Origin of the sequence: Serratia liquefaciens ATCC 27592, from assembly GCF_000422085.1 — a bacterium.
GTDB lineage: Bacteria > Pseudomonadota > Gammaproteobacteria > Enterobacterales > Enterobacteriaceae > Serratia > Serratia liquefaciens.
Map to the genome: position 1 here is coordinate 1,938,890 of NC_021741.1, position 23,172 is coordinate 1,962,061.

Annotated in this window: 27 protein-coding genes; 22 read left to right on the forward strand and 5 right to left on the reverse strand. The window is 55.1% G+C overall.

Annotated features, from left to right (window positions below; genetic code table 11):
- The first annotated feature begins 2 nt into the window (after positions 1-2).
- The 13 genes from plsX (at position 3) to M495_RS09105 (ending at position 12,316) form a co-directional block, all read left to right on the forward strand.
- On the forward strand, positions 3-1,037 hold the full coding sequence (plsX, locus tag M495_RS09045; protein ID WP_071846561.1) for a phosphate acyltransferase PlsX: 1,035 nt from the start codon (positions 3-5) through the stop codon (positions 1,035-1,037).
- Positions 1,038-1,043: 6 nt separating this feature from the next.
- Positions 1,044-1,997 carry a beta-ketoacyl-ACP synthase III gene (locus M495_RS09050; protein WP_041414443.1) on the forward strand — a complete coding sequence of 318 codons (954 nt, stop codon included), beginning with the start codon at positions 1,044-1,046 and terminating at the stop codon, positions 1,995-1,997.
- 16 nt (positions 1,998-2,013) lie between these two features.
- Entirely contained in the window at positions 2,014-2,943 is a 930-nt protein-coding gene (fabD, locus tag M495_RS09055; protein ID WP_020826337.1) for an ACP S-malonyltransferase, read from the forward strand.
- An 11-nt stretch (positions 2,944-2,954) separates the two neighbouring features.
- Positions 2,955-3,689 (forward strand): 3-oxoacyl-ACP reductase FabG, encoded by a 735-nt coding sequence (gene fabG / locus M495_RS09060; protein WP_020826338.1) that lies wholly within the window; start codon positions 2,955-2,957, stop codon positions 3,687-3,689.
- Between the two features lie 154 nt (positions 3,690-3,843).
- A complete protein-coding gene (gene acpP / locus M495_RS09065; RefSeq protein ID WP_004719003.1) occupies positions 3,844-4,080 on the forward strand; it encodes an acyl carrier protein in 237 nt (78 codons plus the stop codon).
- Positions 4,081-4,162: 82 nt separating this feature from the next.
- Complete coding sequence (gene fabF, locus M495_RS09070) at positions 4,163-5,404, forward strand: beta-ketoacyl-ACP synthase II (RefSeq protein ID WP_041414447.1); 1,242 nt, start codon at positions 4,163-4,165, stop codon at positions 5,402-5,404.
- A 171-nt stretch (positions 5,405-5,575) separates the two neighbouring features.
- Positions 5,576-6,373, forward strand: a complete 798-nt coding sequence (pabC, locus tag M495_RS09075) for an aminodeoxychorismate lyase (RefSeq protein WP_020826340.1) — start codon at positions 5,576-5,578, stop codon at positions 6,371-6,373.
- A gap of 13 nt (positions 6,374-6,386) precedes the next feature.
- Positions 6,387-7,412: an endolytic transglycosylase MltG gene (mltG, locus tag M495_RS09080; protein WP_020826341.1), complete on the forward strand. Its 1,026-nt coding sequence runs from the start codon at positions 6,387-6,389 to the stop codon at positions 7,410-7,412.
- Complete coding sequence (gene tmk / locus M495_RS09085; RefSeq protein WP_020826342.1) at positions 7,402-8,037, forward strand: dTMP kinase; 636 nt, start codon at positions 7,402-7,404, stop codon at positions 8,035-8,037. Before mltG ends, tmk begins: the two co-directional genes overlap by 11 nt.
- Positions 8,037-9,044, forward strand: coding sequence for a DNA polymerase III subunit delta' (holB, locus tag M495_RS09090; RefSeq protein WP_020826343.1), 1,008 nt, complete (start codon positions 8,037-8,039; stop codon positions 9,042-9,044). Before tmk ends, holB begins: the two co-directional genes overlap by 1 nt.
- A gap of 14 nt (positions 9,045-9,058) precedes the next feature.
- Positions 9,059-9,835: a metal-dependent hydrolase gene (locus tag M495_RS09095; RefSeq protein ID WP_020826344.1), complete on the forward strand. Its 777-nt coding sequence runs from the start codon at positions 9,059-9,061 to the stop codon at positions 9,833-9,835.
- Between the two features lie 338 nt (positions 9,836-10,173).
- Positions 10,174-11,607, forward strand: coding sequence for a PTS glucose transporter subunit IIBC (ptsG, locus tag M495_RS09100; RefSeq protein ID WP_020826345.1), 1,434 nt, complete (start codon positions 10,174-10,176; stop codon positions 11,605-11,607).
- A gap of 199 nt (positions 11,608-11,806) precedes the next feature.
- Positions 11,807-12,316: a hypothetical protein gene (locus M495_RS09105; RefSeq protein ID WP_020826346.1), complete on the forward strand. Its 510-nt coding sequence runs from the start codon at positions 11,807-11,809 to the stop codon at positions 12,314-12,316.
- 147 nt (positions 12,317-12,463) lie between these two features.
- Here M495_RS09105 and mntR read toward each other — a convergent pair whose 3' ends face one another.
- Positions 12,464-12,934, reverse strand: coding sequence for a manganese-binding transcriptional regulator MntR (mntR, locus tag M495_RS09110; protein WP_020826347.1), 471 nt, complete (start codon positions 12,932-12,934; stop codon positions 12,464-12,466).
- Positions 12,935-13,163: 229 nt separating this feature from the next.
- On the opposite strand from mntR, the gene M495_RS09115 reads away from it, so the two are divergent.
- Positions 13,164-14,468, forward strand: a complete 1,305-nt coding sequence (locus M495_RS09115) for an Nramp family divalent metal transporter (RefSeq protein WP_020826348.1) — start codon at positions 13,164-13,166, stop codon at positions 14,466-14,468.
- A gap of 49 nt (positions 14,469-14,517) precedes the next feature.
- Here M495_RS09115 and M495_RS25775 read toward each other — a convergent pair whose 3' ends face one another.
- Together M495_RS25775 and M495_RS09120 are read right to left on the reverse strand one after the other, a co-directional pair.
- A complete protein-coding gene (locus M495_RS25775) occupies positions 14,518-14,691 on the reverse strand; it encodes a hypothetical protein (protein WP_020826349.1) in 174 nt (57 codons plus the stop codon).
- 361 nt (positions 14,692-15,052) lie between these two features.
- Positions 15,053-15,964 carry a LysR family transcriptional regulator gene (locus M495_RS09120; protein WP_020826350.1) on the reverse strand — a complete coding sequence of 304 codons (912 nt, stop codon included), beginning with the start codon at positions 15,962-15,964 and terminating at the stop codon, positions 15,053-15,055.
- A gap of 155 nt (positions 15,965-16,119) precedes the next feature.
- Between M495_RS09120 and M495_RS09125 the strand changes: the two genes are divergently transcribed.
- On the forward strand, positions 16,120-16,638 hold the full coding sequence (locus tag M495_RS09125; RefSeq protein ID WP_020826351.1) for a YybH family protein: 519 nt from the start codon (positions 16,120-16,122) through the stop codon (positions 16,636-16,638).
- A 56-nt stretch (positions 16,639-16,694) separates the two neighbouring features.
- Here the strand turns inward: M495_RS09125 and M495_RS09130 are convergent, their stop codons facing one another.
- Positions 16,695-17,441, reverse strand: a complete 747-nt coding sequence (locus tag M495_RS09130) for an SDR family oxidoreductase (RefSeq protein WP_020826352.1) — start codon at positions 17,439-17,441, stop codon at positions 16,695-16,697.
- Between the two features lie 99 nt (positions 17,442-17,540).
- Between M495_RS09130 and M495_RS09135 the strand changes: the two genes are divergently transcribed.
- The gene (locus M495_RS09135; protein WP_020826353.1) at positions 17,541-17,918 is read left to right on the forward strand and encodes a winged helix-turn-helix transcriptional regulator; all 378 of its coding nucleotides are present in this window, start codon (positions 17,541-17,543) and stop codon (positions 17,916-17,918) included.
- On the opposite strand, the gene M495_RS09140 is transcribed toward M495_RS09135, so the two are convergent.
- The gene (locus M495_RS09140) at positions 17,915-18,820 is read right to left on the reverse strand and encodes an ABC transporter substrate-binding protein (protein WP_020826354.1); all 906 of its coding nucleotides are present in this window, start codon (positions 18,818-18,820) and stop codon (positions 17,915-17,917) included. The two genes, M495_RS09135 and M495_RS09140, sit on opposite strands and share 4 nt — an antisense overlap.
- 242 nt (positions 18,821-19,062) lie before the next feature.
- Between M495_RS09140 and hinT the strand changes: the two genes are divergently transcribed.
- The 6 genes from hinT to ycfP all read left to right on the forward strand — a co-directional run bounded on the left by hinT (position 19,063) and on the right by ycfP (position 23,066).
- The gene (gene hinT, locus M495_RS09145; RefSeq protein WP_020826355.1) at positions 19,063-19,413 is read left to right on the forward strand and encodes a purine nucleoside phosphoramidase; all 351 of its coding nucleotides are present in this window, start codon (positions 19,063-19,065) and stop codon (positions 19,411-19,413) included.
- Positions 19,414-19,425: 12 nt separating this feature from the next.
- Positions 19,426-19,815, forward strand: a complete 390-nt coding sequence (locus tag M495_RS09150; protein WP_020826356.1) for a YcfL family protein — start codon at positions 19,426-19,428, stop codon at positions 19,813-19,815.
- 27 nt (positions 19,816-19,842) lie between these two features.
- On the forward strand, positions 19,843-20,427 hold the full coding sequence (gene lpoB / locus M495_RS09155) for a penicillin-binding protein activator LpoB (RefSeq protein ID WP_020826357.1): 585 nt from the start codon (positions 19,843-19,845) through the stop codon (positions 20,425-20,427).
- Complete coding sequence (thiK, locus tag M495_RS09160; protein WP_020826358.1) at positions 20,408-21,283, forward strand: thiamine kinase; 876 nt, start codon at positions 20,408-20,410, stop codon at positions 21,281-21,283. Before lpoB ends, thiK begins: the two co-directional genes overlap by 20 nt.
- Before the next feature lie 148 nt (positions 21,284-21,431).
- Positions 21,432-22,451 carry a beta-N-acetylhexosaminidase gene (nagZ, locus tag M495_RS09165; protein ID WP_020826359.1) on the forward strand — a complete coding sequence of 340 codons (1,020 nt, stop codon included), beginning with the start codon at positions 21,432-21,434 and terminating at the stop codon, positions 22,449-22,451.
- Between the two features lie 72 nt (positions 22,452-22,523).
- On the forward strand, positions 22,524-23,066 hold the full coding sequence (gene ycfP, locus M495_RS09170; RefSeq protein ID WP_020826360.1) for an alpha/beta hydrolase YcfP: 543 nt from the start codon (positions 22,524-22,526) through the stop codon (positions 23,064-23,066).
- The last annotated feature ends 106 nt before the right edge of the window (positions 23,067-23,172 follow it).

The following is a 23,172-nucleotide window of genomic DNA, read 5'->3' on the forward strand; positions in this document are numbered from 1 at the left end:
CCTTGACTCGTCTAACCCTGGCGTTAGATGCAATGGGCGGGGACTTCGGTCCCTGCGTCACAGTGCCTGCTTCATTGCAGGCACTGGCCTCTAATTTACAGCTTCATCTTCTGCTGGTCGGCAATCCCGACACCCTCTCTCCTTTACTTGCCAAAGCCGATCCGGTTCTTCTGGAACGTTTGCAAGTCGTGCCCGCTGAATCTGTGATTGCCGGCGACGCCAAACCCTCACAAGCGATTCGTGCCAGCCGTGGCACTTCCATGCGCATTGCGCTGGAACTGACCAAAAACGGTGATGCACAGGGCTGTGTCAGCGCGGGTAATACCGGTGCGCTGATGGGGTTGGCGAAGATGCTGATTAAGCCGTTGGACGGTATTGAACGTCCGGCGCTGATGACGGTGATCCCGAATCAGCTGGGCGGTAAAACCGTGGTGCTGGATCTGGGCGCCAACGTCGAATGCGACAGCACCATGCTGGTGCAGTTTGCGGTGATGGGCGCGGTGATGGCCGAAGAGGTGGTGGGGATTGCGCAACCACGCGTGGCGCTGCTGAATATTGGTGAAGAAGAAACCAAAGGTCTGGATAATATCCGCGAAGCGGCCGCCGTGCTAAAAAATACTCCGGCAATCAACTATATTGGTTACCTGGAAGGCAACGATCTTCTCACCGGGAAAACCGATGTGATGGTCTGCGACGGCTTTGTGGGTAACGTCACCCTGAAAACCATGGAAGGGGTGGTAAGAGTATTTTTATCGCTGCTGAAATCATCCGGAGACGCTGGCAAGCAGGCGTGGTGGTTAAAATTGTTGGGCCGTTGGTTGCAAAAACGGGTGGTAAAGCGGTTCGGCCACCTGAACCCCGACCAGTATAATGGCGCATGTCTGTTAGGATTGCGCAGCACCGTAATCAAGAGCCACGGCGCTGCGAACCCGCACGCGTTTGCAGTTGCAATCGAACAGGCTGTGCAGGCGGTGCAGCGGCAAGTCCCTGACAGGATTGCTGCGCGCCTTGAAGCTGTATTACCTAAGAGTGACTGATCGTACATGTATACAAAGATTCTCGGTACGGGGAGTTATTTACCCGTACAAGTGCGCACCAACGCTGACCTTGAAAAAATGGTGGATACCTCTGACGAGTGGATCGTCACTCGCACCGGTATCCGTGAACGCCGCATTGCCGCCGCTGATGAAACCGTGGCGACGATGGGCTTCCATGCTGCTGAAAAAGCGCTGGAAATGGCAGGTGTGGCTAAAGAAGATATCGGGCTGATCGTTGTGGCGACCACCACTTCGAGCCACGCATTCCCAAGTTCTGCCTGCCAGGTGCAGCAGATGCTCGGGATTAAAGATTGTGCGGCTTTCGATCTGGCTGCAGCCTGCGCCGGTTTCACCTACGCGTTGAGCGTTGCCGATCAGTACGTTAAGAACGGTGCGGTGAAGCGTGCACTGGTGATTGGTGCAGACGTGCTTTCTCGCACGCTGGATCCTGACGATCGCGGTACCATCATCCTGTTTGGTGATGGCGCTGGCGCGGTGGTGCTGGGCGCTTCTGAAGAGCCGGGCATTCTGTCGACTCACCTGCATGCGGACGGCACCTACGGTGGCCTGCTGACGTTGCCATTCAAGGATCGTCAGGATCAGGAAAAGCCGGCCTATGTCACCATGGCAGGCAATGAAGTCTTCAAGGTTGCGGTTACCGAACTGGCTCACATCGTTGACGAAACGCTGCAGGCCAATGATCTGGACCGCAGCCAGCTGGATTGGCTGGTGCCGCACCAGGCCAACCTGCGCATTATCAGCGCAACGGCAAAAAAACTGGGTATGGGGATGGATAAAGTGGTGGTGACGCTTGATCGTCACGGTAACACCTCTGCCGCCTCGGTCCCCGCAGCGCTCGATGAAGCGGTGCGCGATGGGCGGATCCAGCGCGGCCAACTGGTGCTGCTGGAAGCCTTCGGCGGCGGCTTTACCTGGGGCTCGGCGCTGGTTCGTTTCTGATTAACAGGAAGAAAAAATGACGCAATTTGCTTTTGTTTTCCCAGGCCAGGGCTCACAGTCCCTGGGCATGCTGGCCGATTTGGCCGCTCAATATCCGATCGTTGAAGCGACTTTCAGCGAAGCCTCTTCCGTTCTGGGTTACGACCTGTGGCAACTGGTGCAGCAAGGGCCGGCGGAAGAACTGAACAAAACCTGGCAAACGCAGCCGGCATTGCTGGCCGCCTCAGTGGCGATTTTCCGCGTTTGGCAGCAGCAGGGCGGCAAAATGCCTGCCATCATGGCCGGCCACAGCTTGGGCGAGTACTCGGCGCTGGTTTGTGCGGGCGTGCTGGATTTCCAGGCGGCAATCCGCCTAGTTGAGCTGCGCGGCAAACTGATGCAGGAAGCGGTGCCGGAAGGCACTGGCGCGATGTCCGCCATCATTGGTCTGGACAACGCGGCTATCGCCAAGGCTTGTGAAGAGTCTGCCCAAGGGCAGGTTGTTTCCCCGGTGAACTTCAATTCCCCGGGCCAGGTGGTGATCGCCGGCAATAAAGAAGCGGTTGAACGTGCAGGCGCAGCCTGTAAAGCGGCTGGCGCCAAGCGTGCGCTGCCGTTACCGGTGAGCGTGCCTTCGCACTGTGCACTGATGAAGCCGGCTGCAGACAAACTGGCCGTGGCGTTGCAGGACATCACCTTCAGCGCACCGCAGGTGCCGGTGGTAAATAACGTCGACGTGCGTGCTGAAAGCGATCCAGAAGCGATCCGCAGCGCGCTGGTGCGTCAGTTGTACAGCCCGGTACGTTGGACCGAGAGCGTTGAGTTTATGGCAGCACAGGGCGTTACGTCGCTGCTAGAGGTTGGTCCGGGCAAGGTTCTGACCGGTCTGACTAAACGTATTGTTGATACCCTGACGGCGGCGGCGGTGAATGACGCTGCCAGCCTGACAGCGGCGCTTGAACAATAAAGAGGAAAACAATGAGCTTCGAAGGTAAAGTTGTTCTGGTCACCGGCGCGAGCCGGGGTATTGGCCGGGCTATTGCAGAAACGTTTGTGGCACGCGGCGCTAAAGTGATCGGCACCGCCACCAGTGAAAGCGGCGCTGAGGCTATCAGCAGCTACCTGGGCGCGAACGGCAAAGGGTTTGCATTGAATGTGGTCGATGCTCAATCTATCGACAGCGTTCTGGCATCTATTCGTGCTGAATTTGGCGAAATCGACATTTTAGTGAATAATGCCGGCATTACGCGTGATAACCTCCTGATGCGTATGAAGGACGACGAGTGGCAGGATATCCTGAACACCAATCTGACTTCCGTATTCCGTCTGTCAAAAGCGGTAATGCGAGCTATGATGAAAAAGCGGTTTGGCCGGATCATCACCATCGGTTCCGTTGTCGGTACCATGGGGAACGCAGGGCAGGCTAATTACGCGGCGGCTAAAGCCGGTCTGATTGGCTTTAGTAAGTCTTTGGCACGTGAAGTTGCTTCGCGTGGCATTACGGTCAACGTCGTGGCACCTGGCTTTATTGAGACGGACATGACACGGGCGTTGACAGATGATCAACGCGCAGGCATTTTGTCATCAGTTCCAGCCAATCGGCTGGGGGATGCTAAAGAAATCGCCAGCGCTGTTGCATTCTTAGCCTCTGATGAGGCTGGCTACATCACCGGTGAAACGTTACATGTCAATGGCGGCATGTACATGATTTAAAAAATGCGAAAACTATTTGCGTTATTTGGGGTAAAAACCGCAAAATAGCGTAAAATCGTGGTTTGACCAGCCGGGATTTAGTTGCATCTTTTTCAACATTTTATACACTACGAAAACCATCGCGAAAGCGAGTTTTGATAGGAAATTTAAGAGTATGAGCACTATCGAAGAACGCGTTAAGAAAATCATTGTTGAGCAGTTGGGTGTTAAACAGGAAGAAGTTTTAAATAACGCTTCTTTCGTTGAAGATCTGGGTGCTGATTCTCTTGACACCGTTGAGCTGGTAATGGCTCTGGAAGAAGAGTTCGACACCGAGATTCCAGACGAAGAAGCTGAGAAAATCACTACTGTTCAGGCAGCTATTGATTTCATCAACGCCAGCCAGCAGTAAGAGAACATATCTAGGCGGTCACTCGACCGCCTAAGTTTTTTCTATCCCTAGTGTCATATTTTTCCCTCCTTGGAGGACAAACGTGTCTAAGCGTCGAGTAGTTGTGACCGGACTGGGCATGTTGTCTCCTGTCGGCAATACGGTAGAGTCCACATGGAACGCTCTTCTTGCCGGTCAGAGTGGCATCAGCCTGATCGACCATTTCGATACCTCTGCCTATGCGACCAAGTTTGCAGGCCTGGTAAAGAATTTTAATTCAGAAGATTTCATCTCCCGCAAAGATGCGCGCAAGATGGACGCCTTCATCCAGTACGGTATCGCAGCCGGCATGCAAGCCATGCAGGACGCACAACTGGATATCACCGAGGCTAACGCCAGCCGCATTGGTGCCGCTATCGGCTCCGGTATTGGCGGCCTGGGTTTGATTGAAGAGAACCACAGTTCGCTGGTTAACGGTGGCCCACGGAAAATCAGTCCGTTCTTTGTGCCGTCAACCATTGTAAACATGATTGCAGGCCACCTGACTATCATGTACGGCATGCGTGGCCCGAGCATTTCGATCGCCACCGCCTGTACCTCAGGTGTGCACAACATCGGCCACGCCGCGCGTATCATTGCTTACAATGATGCTGACGTCATGCTGGCCGGTGGGGCAGAAAAAGCCAGTACCCCGTTGGGCGTCGGCGGCTTTGGCGCAGCACGCGCGTTGTCGACCCGCAACGAAGATCCGCAGGCAGCCAGCCGCCCTTGGGACAAGGACCGTGATGGTTTTGTTCTGGGTGACGGTGCCGGCATGATGGTGCTGGAAGAGTACGAGCACGCCAAAAAACGCGGCGCCAAGATTTATGCTGAAGTTGTCGGCTTTGGGATGAGCAGCGATGCTTATCACATGACGTCACCACCTGAAAACGGTGCGGGCGCTGCGCTGGCGATGGAAAATGCGTTGCTAGATGCCGGTGTGACCACGTCACAAATCGGCTATATCAATGCGCACGGCACCTCAACGCCGGCCGGCGACAAAGCCGAAACGCAGGCGGTGAAGTCGGTATTTGGCAGCGATGCGCAGCGCGTGATGGTCAGCTCGACCAAATCGATGACCGGCCACCTGTTGGGTGCGGCGGGTGCGATTGAGTCGATCTTCACCGTACTGGCATTGCGTGACCAGGCTGTTCCGCCAACCATCAACCTGGATAACCCGGATGAAGGCTGCGATCTGGACTTCGTTCCGCACGAAGCACGCCAGGTAAGCGATATGCAGTACACGCTGTGTAACTCCTTCGGTTTCGGCGGCACCAACGGTTCTCTGATCTTCCGCAAGGTGTAATAACCTCTGCTGAAGGACGGTAAAAAGCCCGGTTTTTTAAACCGGGCTTTTTTTATGGCGCTGACCCGCCGGGGCCCGGCTAGGCGATGCTTTTGTCGAACGGCCAACTGCTGCTAATGGCGTCGGCGCCTGTTATTCTGTAGTGGAAACCAAAGCGGTCAGGGGAAGTCTATGTACTGGATAAACGGGCAGCAACACGATGCGCTGGCGCCAAGCGATCGCGGCTTGCAGTTTGGCGACGGCTGTTTCACTACCGCACGAGTGGTTGAGGGCAAGATTGATCTGCTGCCCTGGCATATCGAACGTCTGCAGCAGTCGGCACAGCGGCTGATGCTGCCTGCCTGTGACTGGGATGCGTTGGAATATGAAATGGTGCGCGCGGCAGAATCTATCCCGCAGGGCGTGGTCAAAGCGATACTGACGCGCGGCAGCGGTGGGCGAGGTTACAGTCCAAAAGGATGTGAGCATCCCACGCGGATTGTTTCTCGCAGCGCCTACCCGATGCACTATTTGCAATGGCGCGAGCAGGGCATCAGCCTGGCGCTTAGCCCGGTAACGCTGGCTCGTCATCCGCTGCTGGCGGGGTTGAAACACCTGAATCGTTTGGAGCAGGTGTTGATCCGCGCGCATCTTGACCAGACGGCCGCCGATGAGGCGCTGGTGCTTGACACTGCCGGTATGCTGGTGGAATGCTGTGCGGCTAATTTGTTCTGGCGAAAGGGAAAAGCGGTTTTCACGCCGGATCTGAGCCAGGCGGGCGTGGCAGGACTGATGCGGCGCCGGGTGATTGAGCTGCTCGCGGGCAGCCGGTACTCATTACATTACGTCAGTGAGCCACTGGAGACGCTGGCCGACGCCGAAGAAGTGCTGGTGAGCAATGCGCTAATGCCATTGCTGCCGGTGAACATCGCGCAATCCTGGCATTACTCTTCGCGCCAACTCTATGATTTTTTGCGCCCACACTGTTAACGATGGCTGATTGATGAAGAAAAGAAAGCTGAAGTTCGTTTCTATTATTGTTGTTCTGGTATTGGGCCTGCTGTTGTGGGGATATCAGAAGGTTGAACGCTTCGCGGATACGCCTCTGGCGATCCAGCAGGAAGCCATTTTTAAACTGCCGGCGGGTACCGGGCGGGTAGCGCTGGAAGGGCTGCTGGTTCGTGACAAGCTGATCCGCAACGGCATGTGGTTCCCGTGGCTGTTGCGTGTGGAGCCGCAGCTGGCTGAGTTTAAGGCCGGTACCTATCGCTTTACGCCTGGCATGACGGTGCGCGAGATGCTCAAACTGCTGGCCAGCGGCAAAGAAGCCCAGTTCAGCGCGCGCTTTATCGAAGGCTCTCGCCTGCGTGACTGGCTGGCGGTGCTGCAACAGTCCAAATACCTCAAACATACGCTGGCGGGCAAAAGCGAAACGGAAATTGCCGTGGCGTTGGGCTTGCCGGAGGGGACTAATCCTGAAGGACGTCTGTACCCCGATACCTACCTGTACACGGCGGGCATGAGCGACATTGCGTTGTTAAAGCGAGCTCATTTGCGAATGACCAAGGCGCTGGAAGATGCCTGGCAAGGTCGCGACACCAGCCTGCCGTACAAAACGCCCGAAGAGCTGCTGACCATGGCCTCGATCATTGAGAAAGAGACCGCCGTGCCGGAAGAACGCACCAAGGTGGCTTCCGTCTTTATTAACCGCCTGCGCATTGGCATGCGTTTGCAGACAGACCCAACGGTGATTTACGGCATGGGCGATAGCTATAATGGCGATATCACTCGCAAAGATTTGGAAACGCCGACGGCGTACAACACCTATGTGATCAACGGCCTGCCGCCAACGCCGATTGCCATGCCTGGCAAGGCTTCGCTGGCCGCCGCCGCCAATCCGGCGAAAACCCCTTATCTGTACTTTGTTGCCGACGGCAAAGGCGGGCATCAATTTACCACTAACCTGGCCAGCCATAATCAGGCGGTGCGCGCCTATCGCCAGGCGTTGAAGGAAAAGAATGAAAAGTAAATTTGTGGTTATCGAAGGGCTCGAGGGCGCGGGCAAAACTACCGCTCGCGATACCGTGGTTGACGTACTGCGCCAGCACGGCATCAACGATATTGTCTTTACCCGTGAACCTGGTGGTACGCCGTTGGCAGAAAAGCTGCGCGACCTGTTCAAGCGCGGCGTGGACGGTGAGCTGCCGACCATCAAAGCCGAGGTGCTGATGCTGTACGCAGCCCGCGTGCAATTGGTGGAAACGGTGATCAAACCGGCGTTGGCGCGTGGTGCCTGGGTGGTTGGCGATCGTCACGATTTGTCTTCGCAGGCCTATCAGGGCGGCGGTCGCGGTGTCGATCAGCAACTGATGGCCTCGCTGCGTGACACCGTGCTGGGCGATTTTCACCCGGACCTGACGCTGTATCTGGATTTGCCGCCGTTAGTGGGGTTGCAACGTGCCCGCGCACGCGGCGAATTGGATCGCATCGAACAAGAGGCGCTGCCGTTCTTTGAACGCACCCGCGCGCGCTATCTGGAACTGGCGGCGCAGGACGAGTCCATTGTCACCGTTGACGCGGCCCAATCGCTGGAGCAGGTGACGGCAGCGATTCGTCACAGCGTCAGCCAATGGCTGCAGCAGGAAGGCGCGTAATGAACTGGTACCCGTGGCTGAATACCCCTTACCGGCAGTTGGTCGGGCAATATGCTGCCGATCGCGGTCATCATGCCTTGCTGCTGCACGCGGCGGCGGGCAATGGCGAAGAAGCGCTGGCCTACGGGCTGAGCCGTTGGCTGATTTGCCAGCGCCGTAACGGAGAGAAAAGCTGCGGTGAATGTCATAGCTGCCGGTTAATGCTGGCGGGCAATCACCCGGATTATCATGTGCTGACGCCGGAAAAGGGCAAAAGCAGTCTGGGCGTGGAGCCCATTCGTCAGGTGATTGAGATCCTTTACTCCCATGCCCAGCAGGGCGGAGCCAAGGTGATCTGGTTGCCGCAGGCGGAGCTGCTGACCGAGGCGGCCGCCAATGCGTTGTTGAAAACATTGGAAGAGCCGCCGGAAAAAACCTATTTCCTGCTGAGCTGCCGTGAGCCTTCACGCCTGTTGGCGACGTTGCGCAGCCGCTGTTTGTACTGGCACCTCGCCAGCCCGGACGAACAGCTCGGCCTGCAGTGGTTAAACCGACAGACGTCGGGTAATCAGGTCGATCTGCTGACCGCATTGCGTCTGCATGATGGCGCTCCTCTTGCCGCCGAGCAGTTGTTGCAGCCGGAACGTTGGCAGCAGCGTAGCGCGCTGTGTGCCGCCCTGAGCGCTGCTTTGCCGCAGCATGACATGCTGTCCTTGCTGCCGGTGTTGAATCACGAAGACGTCGCCGAGCGGCTACACTGGTTATGCGCATTGCTGGTCGACGCGATGAAATGGCAGCAGGGGGCGGCGAGTTTTGCCCTCAACCAGGATCAGCAACCCTTGGTGCACCAACTGGCCAGCCGTTTGAGCAGCAACTCGCTGCAGCAAGTGGTGCAACAATGGCTTAATTGCCGCCACCAGTTGCTCAGCGTGGTCGGCGTTAACCGTGAACTGCTGCTGACAGAACAGTTACTTGGCTGGGAGCAGATGCTCGGCGCTACCGGCTATTCTCACCCTCATTCGCTGTAAAAGAGTTAAATATTATGTTGTTAGTAGATTCTCATTGCCACCTCGATGGCCTGGATTACCAAACCCTGCATCAAAACGTGGATGACGCACTGGCCAAAGCCAAGGCGCGCGATGTCGGTTACGTGCTGGCGGTCGCTACCACCTTGCCGGGCTATCAGGCTATGACGCAGTTGATTGGCCAACGCGACGATGTGGCTTTCTCCTGCGGTGTGCATCCGCTCAATCTGGAAGGCGGCTACGACTATGCCGAACTGCGCCGTTTAGCGGCGGCAGAGCAGGTGGTGGCACTGGGGGAAACCGGTCTTGATTATTTCTATCAAAAAGACAATCTTGAACTGCAGCAAGCCTCGTTTCGTGAGCATATCCGCATCGGTCGCGATCTGAACAAACCGGTGATCGTGCATACCCGTGATGCGCGTGAAGACACGCTGGCGATCCTGCGGGAAGAAAATGCCCAGGACTGTGGCGGCGTACTGCATTGCTTCACCGAAGATCGCGCCACGGCCGAAGCCCTGTTGGACTTGGGGTTCTACATTTCCTTTTCCGGCATCCTGACCTTCCGCAACGCCGAGCAGCTGCGTGATGTGGCGCGTTATGTGCCGCTGGACCGCATTCTGGTGGAAACCGACTCGCCGTATCTGGCTCCGGTGCCGCACCGCGGCAAAGAAAACCAACCTGCCTACGTGCGCGATGTGGCTGAATACATGGCAGTATTGAAGGGCGTGAGCCTGGAAACGCTGGCCGAAGCCACCACCGCCAACTTTTCACGCTTATTTCACATCGAACTCTGATCTTTGGCCTAGGCTATAGCTGTAGTCATCGATTCTGGAATTTTTTTTAAGCTCGTAATTAATCGCCGAAACGGGTAATGTTCCCACCCGTTTTAGGGCGAGGTGCGGGCGTTTTTTCCTCTTTTTTGACAAAAAATAGGCAATTTAAGAAAAATACCCGGTTTTGTTCATTGAAACGTGACTGCCATCAAACATTGCGCAGCCTATTTATTTTACTCTGCGTAAAAATTCAAGGGGTGCTCAGACACCCTGAATTGCAGGGGTTTTTTCTCCCCCCCTTGCAACGCGAAGAATCGCGGAAAGTAGCAAAGCACTATTACTCAGGAGCACACTCAACTATGTTCAAGAACGCATTTGCAAACCTGCAAAAAGTAGGTAAGTCGCTAATGCTGCCGGTGTCCGTATTGCCTATCGCAGGTATCCTGCTGGGCGTCGGTTCCGCCAACTTTAGCTGGCTACCTGCGGTAGTCTCCCACGTGATGGCGGAAGCCGGCGGTTCCGTTTTCGCCAACATGCCGCTGATCTTCGCCATCGGTGTTGCCCTGGGCTTCACCAATAACGACGGTGTCTCCGCGTTAGCCGCAGTAGTGGCTTACGGCATCATGGTGAAAACCATGGCGGTAGTAGCGCCTTTGGTGCTGCACCTGCCGGCTGAAGAGATCGCGGCCAAACACCTGGCGGATACCGGTGTGCTCGGGGGGATTATCTCCGGCTCCATCGCGGCCTATATGTTTAACCGCTTCTTCCGCATTCAATTGCCGGAATACCTGGGCTTCTTTGCCGGTAAGCGCTTTGTGCCGATTATTTCCGGCCTGGCGGCAATCGTTCTGGGCGTAGTGCTGTCCTTCATCTGGCCTCCTATCGGTACGGCTATCCAGACCTTCTCCCAGTGGGCTGCATATCAGAACCCGGTAGTGGCATTTGGTATCTACGGCGTGGTTGAACGTGCGCTGGTGCCGTTTGGTCTGCACCACATCTGGAACGTACCTTTCCAGATGCAGATTGGTGAATACACCAACGCGGCGGGCCAGGTATTCCACGGCGACATCCCACGTTATATGGCAGGTGACCCGACTGCGGGTAAACTGTCCGGTGGCTTCCTGTTCAAAATGTACGGTCTGCCTGCTGCTGCGATTGCCATCTGGCACTCGGCCAAGCCGGAAAACCGCGCAAAAGTCGGCGGTATCATGATCTCCGCTGCGCTGACCTCGTTCCTGACCGGTATCACCGAACCGATCGAGTTCTCCTTCATGTTCGTTGCGCCGATCCTGTACGCAATCCACGCCATTCTGGCTGGCCTGGCGTTCCCGATCTGTATCCTGTTGGGGATGCGTGACGGCACCAGCTTCTCGCACGGCCTGATCGACTTTATCGTACTGAGCGGTAACAGCAGCAAAATCTGGCTGTTCCCAGTGGTCGGTATCATCTACGGTCTGGTGTACTACACCATCTTCCGCGTGCTGATTGCCAAACTGGATCTGAAAACACCAGGTCGCGAAGACACGGCTTCTGAGCAGGTTGCCCAGGGCGGTTCTGAAATGTCTGCAGCACTGGTTCAGGCTTTCGGTGGTAAAGAGAACATCACCAACCTGGATGCCTGTATCACTCGACTACGCGTTAGCGTGGCGGACGTGAGCAAGGTTGACCAGGCTGGCTTGAAAAAACTGGGTGCTGCTGGCGTTGTCGTCGCAGGCTCGGGTGTTCAGGCTATCTTTGGCACCAAATCTGACAACCTGAAAACGGATATGGACGAGTACATCCGTAACCATTAATTCAGGTCAGGCAGGGGAGTTTTAAGGGAGGCGAAAGCCTCCCTTTTTTATTGGTTTTTTGTCGGCTTTTAAATAAATCTCTGAAGGCCACTTTCTACTAACGTGGTGCAACCCGTCGGGATGATTGCATGTGGCAGTGCCAACAAAGATAATGGTTTTACTTCAATGAGTAGGTGATCTGCCAGAAGGATTTTGGAGCGTGAAAAAGTATTCTTATCCTTTTCTCTTTTCTGCGACCATCGCTTTTTTAGGGTTGGTGTATGGAGTGATGTGGTGGCATAGAGAGGTTTACCGCATTACTTTTCTCAGTGTCTCGACAACGCGCTATATGATTGTTGCAGCGATGATACTGGCTTTGTTTATTTCAATTTACGCTATTGGCCGTGGCGCCGTAAAAAGCAATAAGCACATTGATTATCTCAAGTTTTATGGCGGGGCCTGCATTGTTTTGTTCTTTGTCTTTGCTATGGCATTAATCACCATGACCTACCTGCTGCCAGGGCCGGTCGTGACCTACACGGCGGCTTACTCTTATGCTGAAGGCAGCAGGAAAAGTTGTTCTGGCGCCGATGTTGACGATCCGGACCTGGGGACGAACATAAGAATATGTCATCCCGCGGGTAACTATGCGTTCGATAACGAGATCTTTGTAGAGAAGAGAAACAATGCCCTTGGTTCGGTAGTCATGTATGCAATGACTTCCCCTTAGCACTGCTGCTCAAATGTAGATGTTGAGTATTCCAGCCTCTGTATTTCACCCAGCGGTTCCTCACTGGGTGAAAGACCTATTGTGTCTCAAGCCGCCGGCGCAGCCAGGGTTCTTTAAGCCTGAAGAGGCAGCAACAACCGGGAGGCGCTATTTTTCCGCGTGTTTTTGCAGGAACTGTTCAAACACCGCCAGGGTGTCGCTGGAAATATGGTGCTCGATCCCTTCGCTGTCCAACTCCGCCGTTTCGTTCGGTACCCCAAGGCACACCAGCAGGTCGACGACTATCCGATGACGACGGCGTACCTTCTGCGCCAGTTGTTCACCTTCCTCCGTCAGGAAAACCCCTCGATAAGGCCGTGACTCCACCAGACCTGCACTCTTCAGCCGGGCAATGTTCTTGATCGCGGTCGGGTGCGACACACCGAAACGTTTGGCGATATCGGTGGTCCTTGCTTCGCGGGTGGTGACCAGCAAGTCGGCTATCAGCTCGACATAATCTTCAATCAGCGCATTGGACTGCGCCTCACGAGCGCGGGTGAAGCGCAGGGCATGTTCAGCCTCGTCTGGCATTTCGGCCACGACGGGGCGGTCGGCGTCATCTGGTGCGCTTGTTGCCATATTCTGAGACGTCCTTTAAACGTAAATCCAGTGAGTTGCAGATTAATACAGTTCCGCCATACGTTAGTCCAAAGGCGACGCATTATCAATTCGCCAGACGCATTGGGTGGAAATTAGAAATATTTGTACACAAAGGTAGAGTATCTTCCATTTTGCATAAAGTGTAGCCGATGCTACATTGCTGAGAGTGTTGGGTGAAAAATAACCAGAAAAAGATTGAGGGTAAACCATGCGTGATGCGGCAACCACCACATCGTTAACCGAACGAACCAATACGGCAATAGGTAACGCGCTTGCCGGGCGCAAGCGTGGCGCATTCACGCCGCTGCTGTTCGCCGGGCCTGCGGTGATTGCCTCCATTGCTTATATGGACCCCGGTAACTTCGCCACCAATATTCAGGCCGGCTCGAAATACGGCTATAGCTTGCTATGGGTGGTGGTGATGGCCAACCTGATCGCCATGCTGTTCCAGGCGCTGTCGGCCAAGTTGGGTATCGTCACTCAACGCAATCTGGCAGAGATGTGCCGCGATCAATTTTCGCGCCCAGTGGTGATCGGCATGTGGCTGCTCAGTGAAGTGGCGGCGATGGCAACCGATCTGGCGGAGTTCCTCGGCGGGGCTATAGCGCTTGCCTTGCTGTTCCATATGCCGCTGTTGCCGGGAATGGGGGTGACCGCGGTCATTACCTACGCTTTGCTGATGGTAGAGAAAAAGGGGTTCCGCCCGGTAGAGCTGATGATCGGCGGCCTGGTCGCGATTATTGCCCTGTGTTATCTGGTCGAGATGTTCATTGTACCGGTGGACTGGGCTGCAGCGGGTATGGGCATGGTTACGCCGCAGTTGCCGGATGCACAGGCGTTGACCATCGCGGTGGGGATTATCGGCGCCACGGTGATGCCGCACGCCATCTTCCTGCACTCAGGGCTGACTCAGCACCGTGCGCCGGCCAGTGACAGTGGTGAAAGGCGTAAACTGCTGCGCTTTTCCAATATTGAGGTGGTGATTGCCTTATCTGTCGCCGGGCTGGTGAATATTGCCATGGTGATTATGGCCTCCAGCGCCTTCCATGCCGGTAACAGCGACGTGGCGGAGATTGGCACCGCCTACCATACGCTGACGCCGCTGTTTGGCGCTGCGGCGGCGGGTATCTTCCTGATGTCGCTGATTGCTTCCGGCATTTCCAGCTCGGTAGTGGGTACGATGGCAGGCCAGATGATCATGCAGGGCTTTGTCGGTTTCCGTATCCCGGTATGGGTACGCCGCATGGTCACCATGGTGCCGGCGTTCATCGTGGTAGCTCTAGGGGTTAATGCCACCGACGCACTGGTTTACAGCCAGGTCGTATTGAGCCTGGCGCTGCCGGCGCCGATGATTGCCCTGGTGATGTTCACGCGTCGCCGCGACATCATGGGCGAGTTCGTGAATAGTCGCCTGACCAGCCTGGTGTCGATCATCGGTACGGTGATTATTATTCTGCTCAACATGGTGCTGCTGCTGCAAACCTTCGGTGTCGCCATTCCCGGTCTGGGCTGATACCAAGCCGTGCAACCCAGTGTCACGGCCTGGCAACGGCGAGCTCCCGTTAAGGCGTCGTTTTTGGCGCTGGGTTTTGTCCCTGGGTCAGAGCCTTCTCATCGTCGGAGATGCTGCCGGTATTTGCCGCCCAGGGAATGGTTTGATCGTTGGCCCGCGCGAGCCCGCTTAACAACAGAGGCAGGATGACCAGTGTGGCATGAGTAACGACTTTCATTTTCATGATCTCAATGTCCTTTAATGCGTATGGCATACGGTGGTTTGGCCATAGCGTTATCAGTGATAAACAATTGAGGGGGGAGGGATAGCCTTAAGTCAGTCTACTAACGGCTGGCGGTTTGGGATCCGCAATACGCCCTGTTCATACAGTCTAGGCCTGGCTTCCAGCGGCTGCGGTGGCAGTGATGTAAACGGAATCATTCATTTCTAAGCGGACATGTAAAACTGTTTCATGAGAAATAATTCGCATGTTTATAATGTTCAAGATCCAGCAAGCGGTTTTATGGCCTAACCTTTCATTTAAGGTAGAAAAGGCAGGGTTGGTGTAGTTATCCGTCTCATCTCATTGAGTTTTTCACCTCAGATTACGCCGCTCCCTTTTCTTGCTTCCCGGAAAAAAGCGTGCTGATAAAGTCGACGAATACGCGTATTTTATGGCTGCGGTCGCGCAACCGTGGGTAAAGGATATTGACGGGGGCGCCAACGGGGGCCCATTCCTGTAATACCGGCTCCAGTGACCCCGCCAGCAGGTAACTTTCTAACGTGCAATCCAGCAAATAGACCAGTCCGAGATGGTTTTTGGCCACTTCACATAAAGACTGCGAATGATTAAAACTCAGCAGTGGGCTGGGGGGCAGTTGATAGACTTGCTCGTTACGAATAAATTGCCACGGATCTGCCATTGCTTCACCTGAGCGGATAAAACCAAGCCGCACATGTTGTTGCAACTGTTGTGGGTGTTCCGGCCGGCCATAACGGTCAAAATAGACACTTGAACCGCAACACAGGTAGTGCGGTTGGAATAGTTTGCGGCTGACCATATCCGGGACATCGTTGGCGCCGATTCGAATAAACACGTCTGCACGATCCTCTACCGGATTGACCAGCCGATCGCTTACCGACACGCTGAGCTGTATTTCCGGATACTGTGCCAGAAATGACGGCAGTACAGGGGCGATATGCATACTGCTGAGCATCGAGGCAATCTCAACGCGCAAGGGGCCGCGGGGTTGTTCAAATTCATCCGACATATCGTTCTTCAGTCGATCAAACTGCTGCAATATCTCTTGCGCCGAACGATAGCAGCGCTCACCGGCTGCAGTCAGCGAAAAACGACGGGTTGAGCGTTTAAAAAGCGGCTGTTGAAACTGCTTCTCGAGCTGGTTAATGCTGTAAGTGATGCTGGCGGGTGATAAACCCAGTTTAGTTGCAGCCTGGCTGAACCCTTCCATTTCCACTACCTGACAGAAAACGCGCAGGGCGTGTAATTCATTCATTTTGGCTACGTCCATTATTTAAATTTTTAAAAGAATATTTTTAAATTTGCCCACTGTCAATCAGGGGCGAAGTTGATTAAATTATTTTCATCATCTGTCGTTTAATGATGACGTAATTTACCGCATGGTTAAATATAATGTGTTAAGGATATTCAATGAAAAAAATAATCGCTGCTTTATTGCTGGTGGGGCCAGGTTTGTTCACTCAAGCCTACGCGGCTGAAAATAATCTGGCGCATCAAAGTTATAAGGTTTCCGCTGATGCTGGTATAGCGGCGGAACAAAAAGCCGTTTACGATACGATAAATCGCTACCAGACTGCGCTTAATGCGGGTGATACCAACACTATTTTATCGTTGTTCGCGAGTGAGAGTTACTCACAATGGAATGAAAAGCCAACCGCGGACACTAGCGAAAAACGTCGCCAGCAATATGACGACTTATTTAAGAAAGAGAAGTTTGAAACAGAATTCGCCTATGACAGCGTTCGGGTTAATGGCAATATGGCTTATGTGCGTACTCACCATCACCGTGGGGCGACGGTTAGTCGAATTAGCGATGGCGCAACGCTAATTGATTTAAATCGGGAAGTCTTTATTTTAGAAAAACAGCAGGGGCATTGGAAAATTGTAGTTTATACATTTAACACCAACCCTATTCAGGGAGTGGGCTGAGTAATTATTAAATAAAGACCGCGAGAGCGGTCTTTATTTTCAGATTATCAACACGACTAAAGATTTCCTACGCCACCGTCGATCGGCAACTCACTGCCCACCATAAAGGCGGACTCATCCGATGCCAGGAAGACTGCCGCCTTTGCCAGCTCCCATGCCGTACCCATGCGGCCGATAGGCACCAGAGCGCGGATCTCGTCGCGCAGGGCCTGTTCATCGGCATCATTTAGCCCCAGCTTGCCCAGCGCCGGGGTTTCTGTCGGGCCGGGGCTGAGGCCGTTAACCCGGATGCCGCGCGGATGCAGTTCGCCGGAAAGCGTTCGGGCCAGCGACAACAGCCCGGCCTTGCTGGCGGCGTAAACGTTGCTTAATGGCAGCCCGATATGTGCACTGACCGAGCCGCACAAAATAATCGACGCCGGATTAGCCAGCTGTGGCAGCAGCGCCTGGATCAGGAAGAACGGCCCCTTCAGGTTGATGTCCATCAGTCGCTGATAACTTTGTTCATCCCACTCCTGCAAAGGATGGTGTGTGACGTCACCGGCGTTGATATACAGCACGTCGAGGCGCGGCCAGTGGTTGGCCAACTGCTGCGCCAATGTACGTTGTTCAGCGATATCTCCGGCGTCGCTGCGTAACAGCAACACGTCACCCAGTTCTTTTCCCGCTGCCTCGAGGCCGCTTTGGCTGCGGCCGGTGATCGCCACGGTGGCCCCCTCGGCGATAAACTGACGCGCCGTTTCCAAACCAATGCCGCTGGTGCCGCCGGTGATCAACGCGTATTTGCCTTGTAGTCGTGACATAGCCCACTCCTGTTTATTGTCGATACGGCCATTATTTGCGCTATAGTACCCTTTGCATAGTAGGCACCTTTTGGATACTAACGAGCGAAGAGGGATGAAATGAGCAAAGCTGGGCTTTCTGCTACGGAAAAAAATTTAGCCGGGTTGCCGACAGCGGGCGAACCTTGTCCGATGGTGGACTTCGTGAATCTGGTTGCAGGGAAGTGGGCGGTTCCCATCCTTTACCGATTGATTTTGATCGACAGCCCGGTGCGTTTCAGTGAACTGCAGCGTGCGGTAGCGCCGATTGCTCAGAAAGAGTTGACGCGCCAACTGCGACAGTTTGAGCAGCGCGGTCTGGTCACGCGGCAGGTGTTTCCGGAGGTCCCGCCGCGTGTTGAATATCAAATTACGTCGCTGGGCAAAACGCTGCGCCCGACGCTCGACTCTTTGGCTAACTGGATGTGGACACACGCACCCCAGTTAATTGAGGATTAGTCGCCGATACCCGGCGGATTGATGGCTGAGCGCGGGACCTTTTCATCGTGCTCACCCCAGCGATCCAGCACCTGGGCGTATTCGCCGCTGACGATCACCCCATTGATGGCGGCGTTGATGGCCGCCACCAGGCCATTGTCTTTTTTAGTGGTGACCGCCACATAGGCCACGTTAGGGCCGATGCCAACCATTTTGGTTTTGCCGGTCAGCGCCGCCTTGTAGGCTCCGGTGGAATGGGGGCCGAAGTAGGCGTCGACGCGCCCGGACTGAATGCTCAGGTTGGCGGCAGCGTCGTCGGTGACATAAATCGGTTGCACCGGCGGCAGGCCGTTGGCGCGGTTCTGCTTGTCCCAGCCGAGCAGAATATTTTCCTGATTGGTGCCGGAACCGACAATGATTCGCAGCCCGGCAACGTCTGCGGGTTGATTGATTGAATTGATTTTACTGGTGGATTTTACGTAAAAGCCCAGCGTATCCACCCGATAGGTAGCGAAATCAAACTTGGTTTTGCGCAGTTTGGTCACGGCAATATTGAAAATTGCGGCGTCATACTTGCCGGAACTGATCCCGAGTGGCCAATCCTCCCAGGAAGTGGGCACCAGATTTAATTCCAGCCCCAAGCTGTCTGCCACCAGTTGTGCAATATCCGGGTCGCTGCCAATCAGCGTTTTATTGTCTTCGGCAAACAGCGCCAGCGGCGGGGAATTTTCAGACGCCACTGCGACGGTTAACTTGCCCGGCACGGCAAAAGGGTAATTGGCTGGGATCAAGGCGATGGCAGCCGGGTTCTTCGCCGCTCGCACATGTTGTTGGTTGGCTTGCAGATCGATAATGCTTTGGGGTTCAGCCACGGCATGGCCGCACAGCAACAGCGCCCCCAGCGCCAGTGTTTTGAATTGCATGTTATTTCTATCCGTTGCTAATCATAGGGTTACTATTGGCGGCGGCCGCGGGCAAGTAAAGCAACAATAGTGAATAACCAAAGTGAAAAAATCGGATATGCGCTGCCCGGAACGGCGTAATTATTCTGGCTGGTTGCCTGATTCTGCATCACTCAACGCGGAAAGTGCGCAATCAGGTTGAAAGCAGTAGAATTTGTCACTCATACTGCGTACAGCTTTTTTCCCTCTACAAGGAACGCCAGATGGCCGAAGAAACGATTTTCAGTAAAATTATCCGCCGCGAAATCCCTGCTGATGTGGTCTACCAGGATGAACTGGTCACCGCTTTTCGCGACATTTCACCTCAGGCTCCGACCCATATTTTGATCGTCCCGAATGTGCTGATCCCTACGATTAACGACGTGACTGTCGAGCACGAAGCGGCTCTCGGCCGCATGATCACCGCCGCGGCAAAAATTGCCGAGCAGGAAGGCATTGCCGAAGATGGCTACCGTCTGATAGTCAATTGCAATCGCCATGCCGGCCAAGAGGTCTATCATATTCATATGCATCTGGTCGGTGGCCGTTCATTGGGGCCGCTGCTGTCACGCTAACCGAGGTCAATCATGCGCTATAGCAAATCCCTGCGTTGTCTGATGGCGCTGGCGTTACCCGCCGTTATTTTAATGGGCTGCAGCAGCCCGAAAGGCATCGCGGTCAACGACCGACAGACGGTAGTGATGGATTCGCCGGTGCTGACCGCGGGCATTCTGGCCGATAATCCGTCGATTTCGGACGCTTCCGGGCGCGTGATGGCTACCTCGGAACTCAGTAACAGCCAATCCACACCGGTAACGGTACACTATCGTTTTTACTGGTATGACGATCAGGGGCTGGATATCCGGCCTTTTGAGGCGCCGCGCACCATCACTATTGCGCCAAATTCAGACGCCACTATTTACTCGCTTAACGGCAACCTCGATGCCAAACGCGTGCGTCTGTACCTATTCTTGTAAACTCTTGGTTCAGTGGGAGAGGGATTAATGAAAAAGTATCTATTTGTGGCGCTGGCCGCGTTGACGTTAACCGGCTGTTTATCGCGTCCGCCGGAACCGGAGCAACCGCAGCCGCCGGTGACGGTTGAGCCGGTAACGCCGCCGATCGAGCAGCCACAACCGCCGGTTAGCGAGCCGGTACCGCAACCGCCGAAAATTCAGCAGCTCGATTGGCTTGGCAGCGTACAGCCGCTGGTGAACCAGATGCTGAAAGCCGATGGCGTCAATCCAGGCAGCGTGCTGTTGCTCGACAGCGTGAAGAACAACACCAACGGTGCATTGCAGACGGCGAAAGCGACCTCGGCACTGCACAAGGCGTTGGCATCCAATCAAACCTTCTCCATCGTGCCGGAAGCGCAGTTGGTCAGTGCCAAACAGACGCTGGGTCTGTCGGCGGATGACAGCCTGGGTTCACGCAGCAAAGCCATTGGTCTGGCGCGGATCGTCAGTGCACAGTACGTGTTGTACAGCGACGTCAGTGGCGACGTGAAGTCCCCAACGTTGGATATGCAACTGATGCTGGTGCAAACCGGTGAAATCGTCTGGTCAGGCAATGGCACCGTCAAACACTGAAGCCACGTTGCTAGCACTGATTGAGAACGAACTGCCGGCGGTGAAAACCGCCGGTTGTCGTTTCAGCCCGGTGCAGGGCCTGACCGGTGAAAGTTGGCGTATTGAAGGCGAAGGTGTACATCTGTTGGCGCGTCAGCAAAGCCCAGAGAAAAGTGCGCTGGGCGTCAGCCGTCGGCGCGAGGCGCGGATGCTGCATCGCCGTGGGAAGGACATTGGGCCACAGGTTTTAGTGCAAAATAATCAGTGGATTATCCTGCAGTGGCTTGATGGTGACGTTGTCACAGGTGCGGATTTTTCTCGCCTCAATGAGCAGGGCGATTTGGCGGCGTTGCTGGCCGGTTTGCATCGGCAACCTCCCAGCGGCTACCCGTTGAACCTGCCTCGGCAATTTGCCCGTTATTGGCAGCAATTGGATGGTCGGCGTTTGACGCCGGCCTGGCTGCGGTTGCATCAACACTTTCAGCACCGCCGCACACCAACGCCGTTGAAACTGGCGCCACTGCATATGGATGTTCATCCGGGTAATCTGATCGTTCAGGGCGAAAATCTGCGGCTGATTGACTGGGAGTATGCGGCAGACGGCGATATTGCGTTAGACATCGCCGCGCTGTTTTGCAGTAACGCCTGGTCACCCGCGCGCCGACAGCAATTTTTGCAGCATTATGCTCGCATCGGTTACCTTGATTTGCCCTTGCTGCGCAGGCAGGTTCAGCGCTGGCTCCCGTGGGTGGATTACCTGATGCTGCTCTGGTTTGAAGTGCGCTGGCAACAGACCGGCGATCCTGAATTTTTGCGCTGGGGCGCAGTGTTGCACCGGCGTTTTTGTTTAACATCCCATGTTCTATACCTAAAATAATTGGAGTTGCATTGAGGCGGCCAGTCTGTAAGTCCCCAGGAGCATAGATAACTATGTGACTGGGGCGTGCAGGCGCAGCCAACAAAGAGGCAGCTTCAAGTAGACAGGTATAAATGAATAATGAAGTGAGGTGGCCGTGGGCCCAGTAATGTTAGATGTCGCCAGCTATGAGCTGGACGCAGAAGAACGTGAGATCTTAAAACACCCGCTGGTGGGCGGCCTGATCCTCTTCACCCGCAATTTCCACGATGCACAGCAGCTGCGTGAGCTGGTGCGGCAGATCCGCGAGGCTTCCCACGATCGGCTGGTGGTGGCGGTGGATCAGGAAGGCGGCCGCGTTCAGCGTTTCCGCGAAGGTTTTACCCGCCTGCCGGCGGCACAGTCATTTGCCGCCCTGAATTCTGCCCATGAGGGCAAGCGTCTGGCGCAGGAGGCCGGTTGGCTGATGGCAGCGGAAATGATCGCGCAGGATATCGACATCAGCTTCGCGCCGGTGCTGGATATTGGCCATGTCAGCGCCGCGATTGGTGAACGCTCGTTCCACAGCGATCCAACGCAGGCGTTGGTGATGGCTGAGCAGTTCATTTTGGGCATGCACAGTGCCGGTATGAAAACCACCGGCAAGCATTTCCCGGGGCACGGTGCCGTCAGCGCTGATTCGCACAAAGAAACGCCGCGCGATCCACGTCCACTGGCGCAGATCCGCGAACATGATATGGCGATCTTCCGCGAATTGATTCACCGTCAACGGCTGGACGCCGTAATGCCGGCGCACGTCATCTATACTGAAGCAGACCCGCGTCCGGCCAGCGGCTCCCCTTATTGGTTAAAGCAGATCCTGCGTCAGGAGTTGGGCTTTGAGGGCGTCATTTTCTCGGACGACCTGTCAATGGAAGGGGCGGCGATCATGGGCAGTTATGCCGAACGTGGCCAGGCGGCGCTGGATGCCGGCTGTGACATGATCCTGGTGTGCAATAACCGCGCAGGGGCGGTCAGCGTGCTGGATAACCTGTCCCCGGTCAAAGCAGACAGGGTGAAGCAGTTATATCATCGCGGTCAGTTCACCCGCCAGGCGCTGCGTGATTCTGCGCGCTGGCAGCAGGCGCATAAGGAACTGAATGCGCTCAGCGAACGCTGGGAGGAGCACAAACAGCGTAATGCGGGGTGAACCCAGGGCGTCGTAATGCGGCGTAAACGATGAGGGCTGCGGCGCAGCCCTCAGCTTGTTGCGAGGATCCACATGATTATCTATCTACATGGCTTCGATTCAACCAGTCCCGGCAATCATGAAAAGGTGTTACAGCTCCAGTTTATCGATCCGGACGTGCGCTTTATCAGCTACAGCACCTTGCATCCACGCCATGACATGCAGCATTTGTTGAAAGAGGTGGACAAGGCGGTTCAGCAGGAAGGGGATAAACATCCGCTGATCTGTGGGGTGGGTTTGGGGGGCTTTTGGGCCGAACGTATCGGCTTTCTGTGCGGCATCCGACAGGTGATCTTCAACCCCAATCTGTATCCTGAAGAGCATATGCAGGGCAAAATCGACCGGCCGGAAGAGTACCGTGACATCGCCACCAAGTGTGTCGAAGACTTCCGCGAGAAAAATCGCGATCGCTGCCTGGCGGTGCTTTCCCGCCACGACGAGGTGTTGGACAGCCAGCGCAGTGCGGAACTGCTGCACAAATACTATGAAATCGTCTGGGATGAACAGCAGACGCACAAGTTCAAAAATATCTCGCCTCACCTGCAACGTATCAAGGCGTTCAAGACCCTGCTTTAACAGTTTTATAACGCGCGATGTCGCCGCAATGCTTGCTTTTTACAGGCAGACATTGCGGTATTTTGCGGTCAAAAAGCACCGTTTGGCCCGTTGGACGGTAAAATTT

Bases quoted from the DNA above. Each gene is read 5' to 3' on its own strand.
- M495_RS09050 (WP_041414443.1), top strand. From the start codon at position 1,044: ATGTATACAAAGATTCTCGGTACGGGGAGTTATTTACCCGTACAAGTG.
- fabD (WP_020826337.1), top strand. From the start codon at position 2,014: ATGACGCAATTTGCTTTTGTTTTCCCAGGCCAGGGCTCACAGTCCCTG.
- fabG (WP_020826338.1), top strand. From the start codon at position 2,955: ATGAGCTTCGAAGGTAAAGTTGTTCTGGTCACCGGCGCGAGCCGGGGT.
- acpP (WP_004719003.1), top strand. From the start codon at position 3,844: ATGAGCACTATCGAAGAACGCGTTAAGAAAATCATTGTTGAGCAGTTG.
- pabC (WP_020826340.1), top strand. From the start codon at position 5,576: ATGTACTGGATAAACGGGCAGCAACACGATGCGCTGGCGCCAAGCGAT.
- mltG (WP_020826341.1), top strand. From the start codon at position 6,387: ATGAAGAAAAGAAAGCTGAAGTTCGTTTCTATTATTGTTGTTCTGGTA.
- tmk (WP_020826342.1), top strand. From the start codon at position 7,402: ATGAAAAGTAAATTTGTGGTTATCGAAGGGCTCGAGGGCGCGGGCAAA.
- holB (WP_020826343.1), top strand. From the start codon at position 8,037: ATGAACTGGTACCCGTGGCTGAATACCCCTTACCGGCAGTTGGTCGGG.
- M495_RS09095 (WP_020826344.1), top strand. From the start codon at position 9,059: ATGTTGTTAGTAGATTCTCATTGCCACCTCGATGGCCTGGATTACCAA.
- ptsG (WP_020826345.1), top strand. From the start codon at position 10,174: ATGTTCAAGAACGCATTTGCAAACCTGCAAAAAGTAGGTAAGTCGCTA.
- mntR (WP_020826347.1), bottom strand. From the start codon at position 12,934: ATGGCAACAAGCGCACCAGATGACGCCGACCGCCCCGTCGTGGCCGAA.
- M495_RS09115 (WP_020826348.1), top strand. From the start codon at position 13,164: ATGCGTGATGCGGCAACCACCACATCGTTAACCGAACGAACCAATACG.
- M495_RS25775 (WP_020826349.1), bottom strand. From the start codon at position 14,691: ATGAAAATGAAAGTCGTTACTCATGCCACACTGGTCATCCTGCCTCTG.
- M495_RS09120 (WP_020826350.1), bottom strand. From the start codon at position 15,964: ATGAATGAATTACACGCCCTGCGCGTTTTCTGTCAGGTAGTGGAAATG.
- M495_RS09125 (WP_020826351.1), top strand. From the start codon at position 16,120: ATGAAAAAAATAATCGCTGCTTTATTGCTGGTGGGGCCAGGTTTGTTC.
- M495_RS09130 (WP_020826352.1), bottom strand. From the start codon at position 17,441: ATGTCACGACTACAAGGCAAATACGCGTTGATCACCGGCGGCACCAGC.
- M495_RS09135 (WP_020826353.1), top strand. From the start codon at position 17,541: ATGAGCAAAGCTGGGCTTTCTGCTACGGAAAAAAATTTAGCCGGGTTG.
- M495_RS09140 (WP_020826354.1), bottom strand. From the start codon at position 18,820: ATGCAATTCAAAACACTGGCGCTGGGGGCGCTGTTGCTGTGCGGCCAT.
- hinT (WP_020826355.1), top strand. From the start codon at position 19,063: ATGGCCGAAGAAACGATTTTCAGTAAAATTATCCGCCGCGAAATCCCT.
- M495_RS09150 (WP_020826356.1), top strand. From the start codon at position 19,426: ATGCGCTATAGCAAATCCCTGCGTTGTCTGATGGCGCTGGCGTTACCC.
- lpoB (WP_020826357.1), top strand. From the start codon at position 19,843: ATGAAAAAGTATCTATTTGTGGCGCTGGCCGCGTTGACGTTAACCGGC.
- thiK (WP_020826358.1), top strand. From the start codon at position 20,408: ATGGCACCGTCAAACACTGAAGCCACGTTGCTAGCACTGATTGAGAAC.
- nagZ (WP_020826359.1), top strand. From the start codon at position 21,432: ATGTTAGATGTCGCCAGCTATGAGCTGGACGCAGAAGAACGTGAGATC.
- ycfP (WP_020826360.1), top strand. From the start codon at position 22,524: ATGATTATCTATCTACATGGCTTCGATTCAACCAGTCCCGGCAATCAT.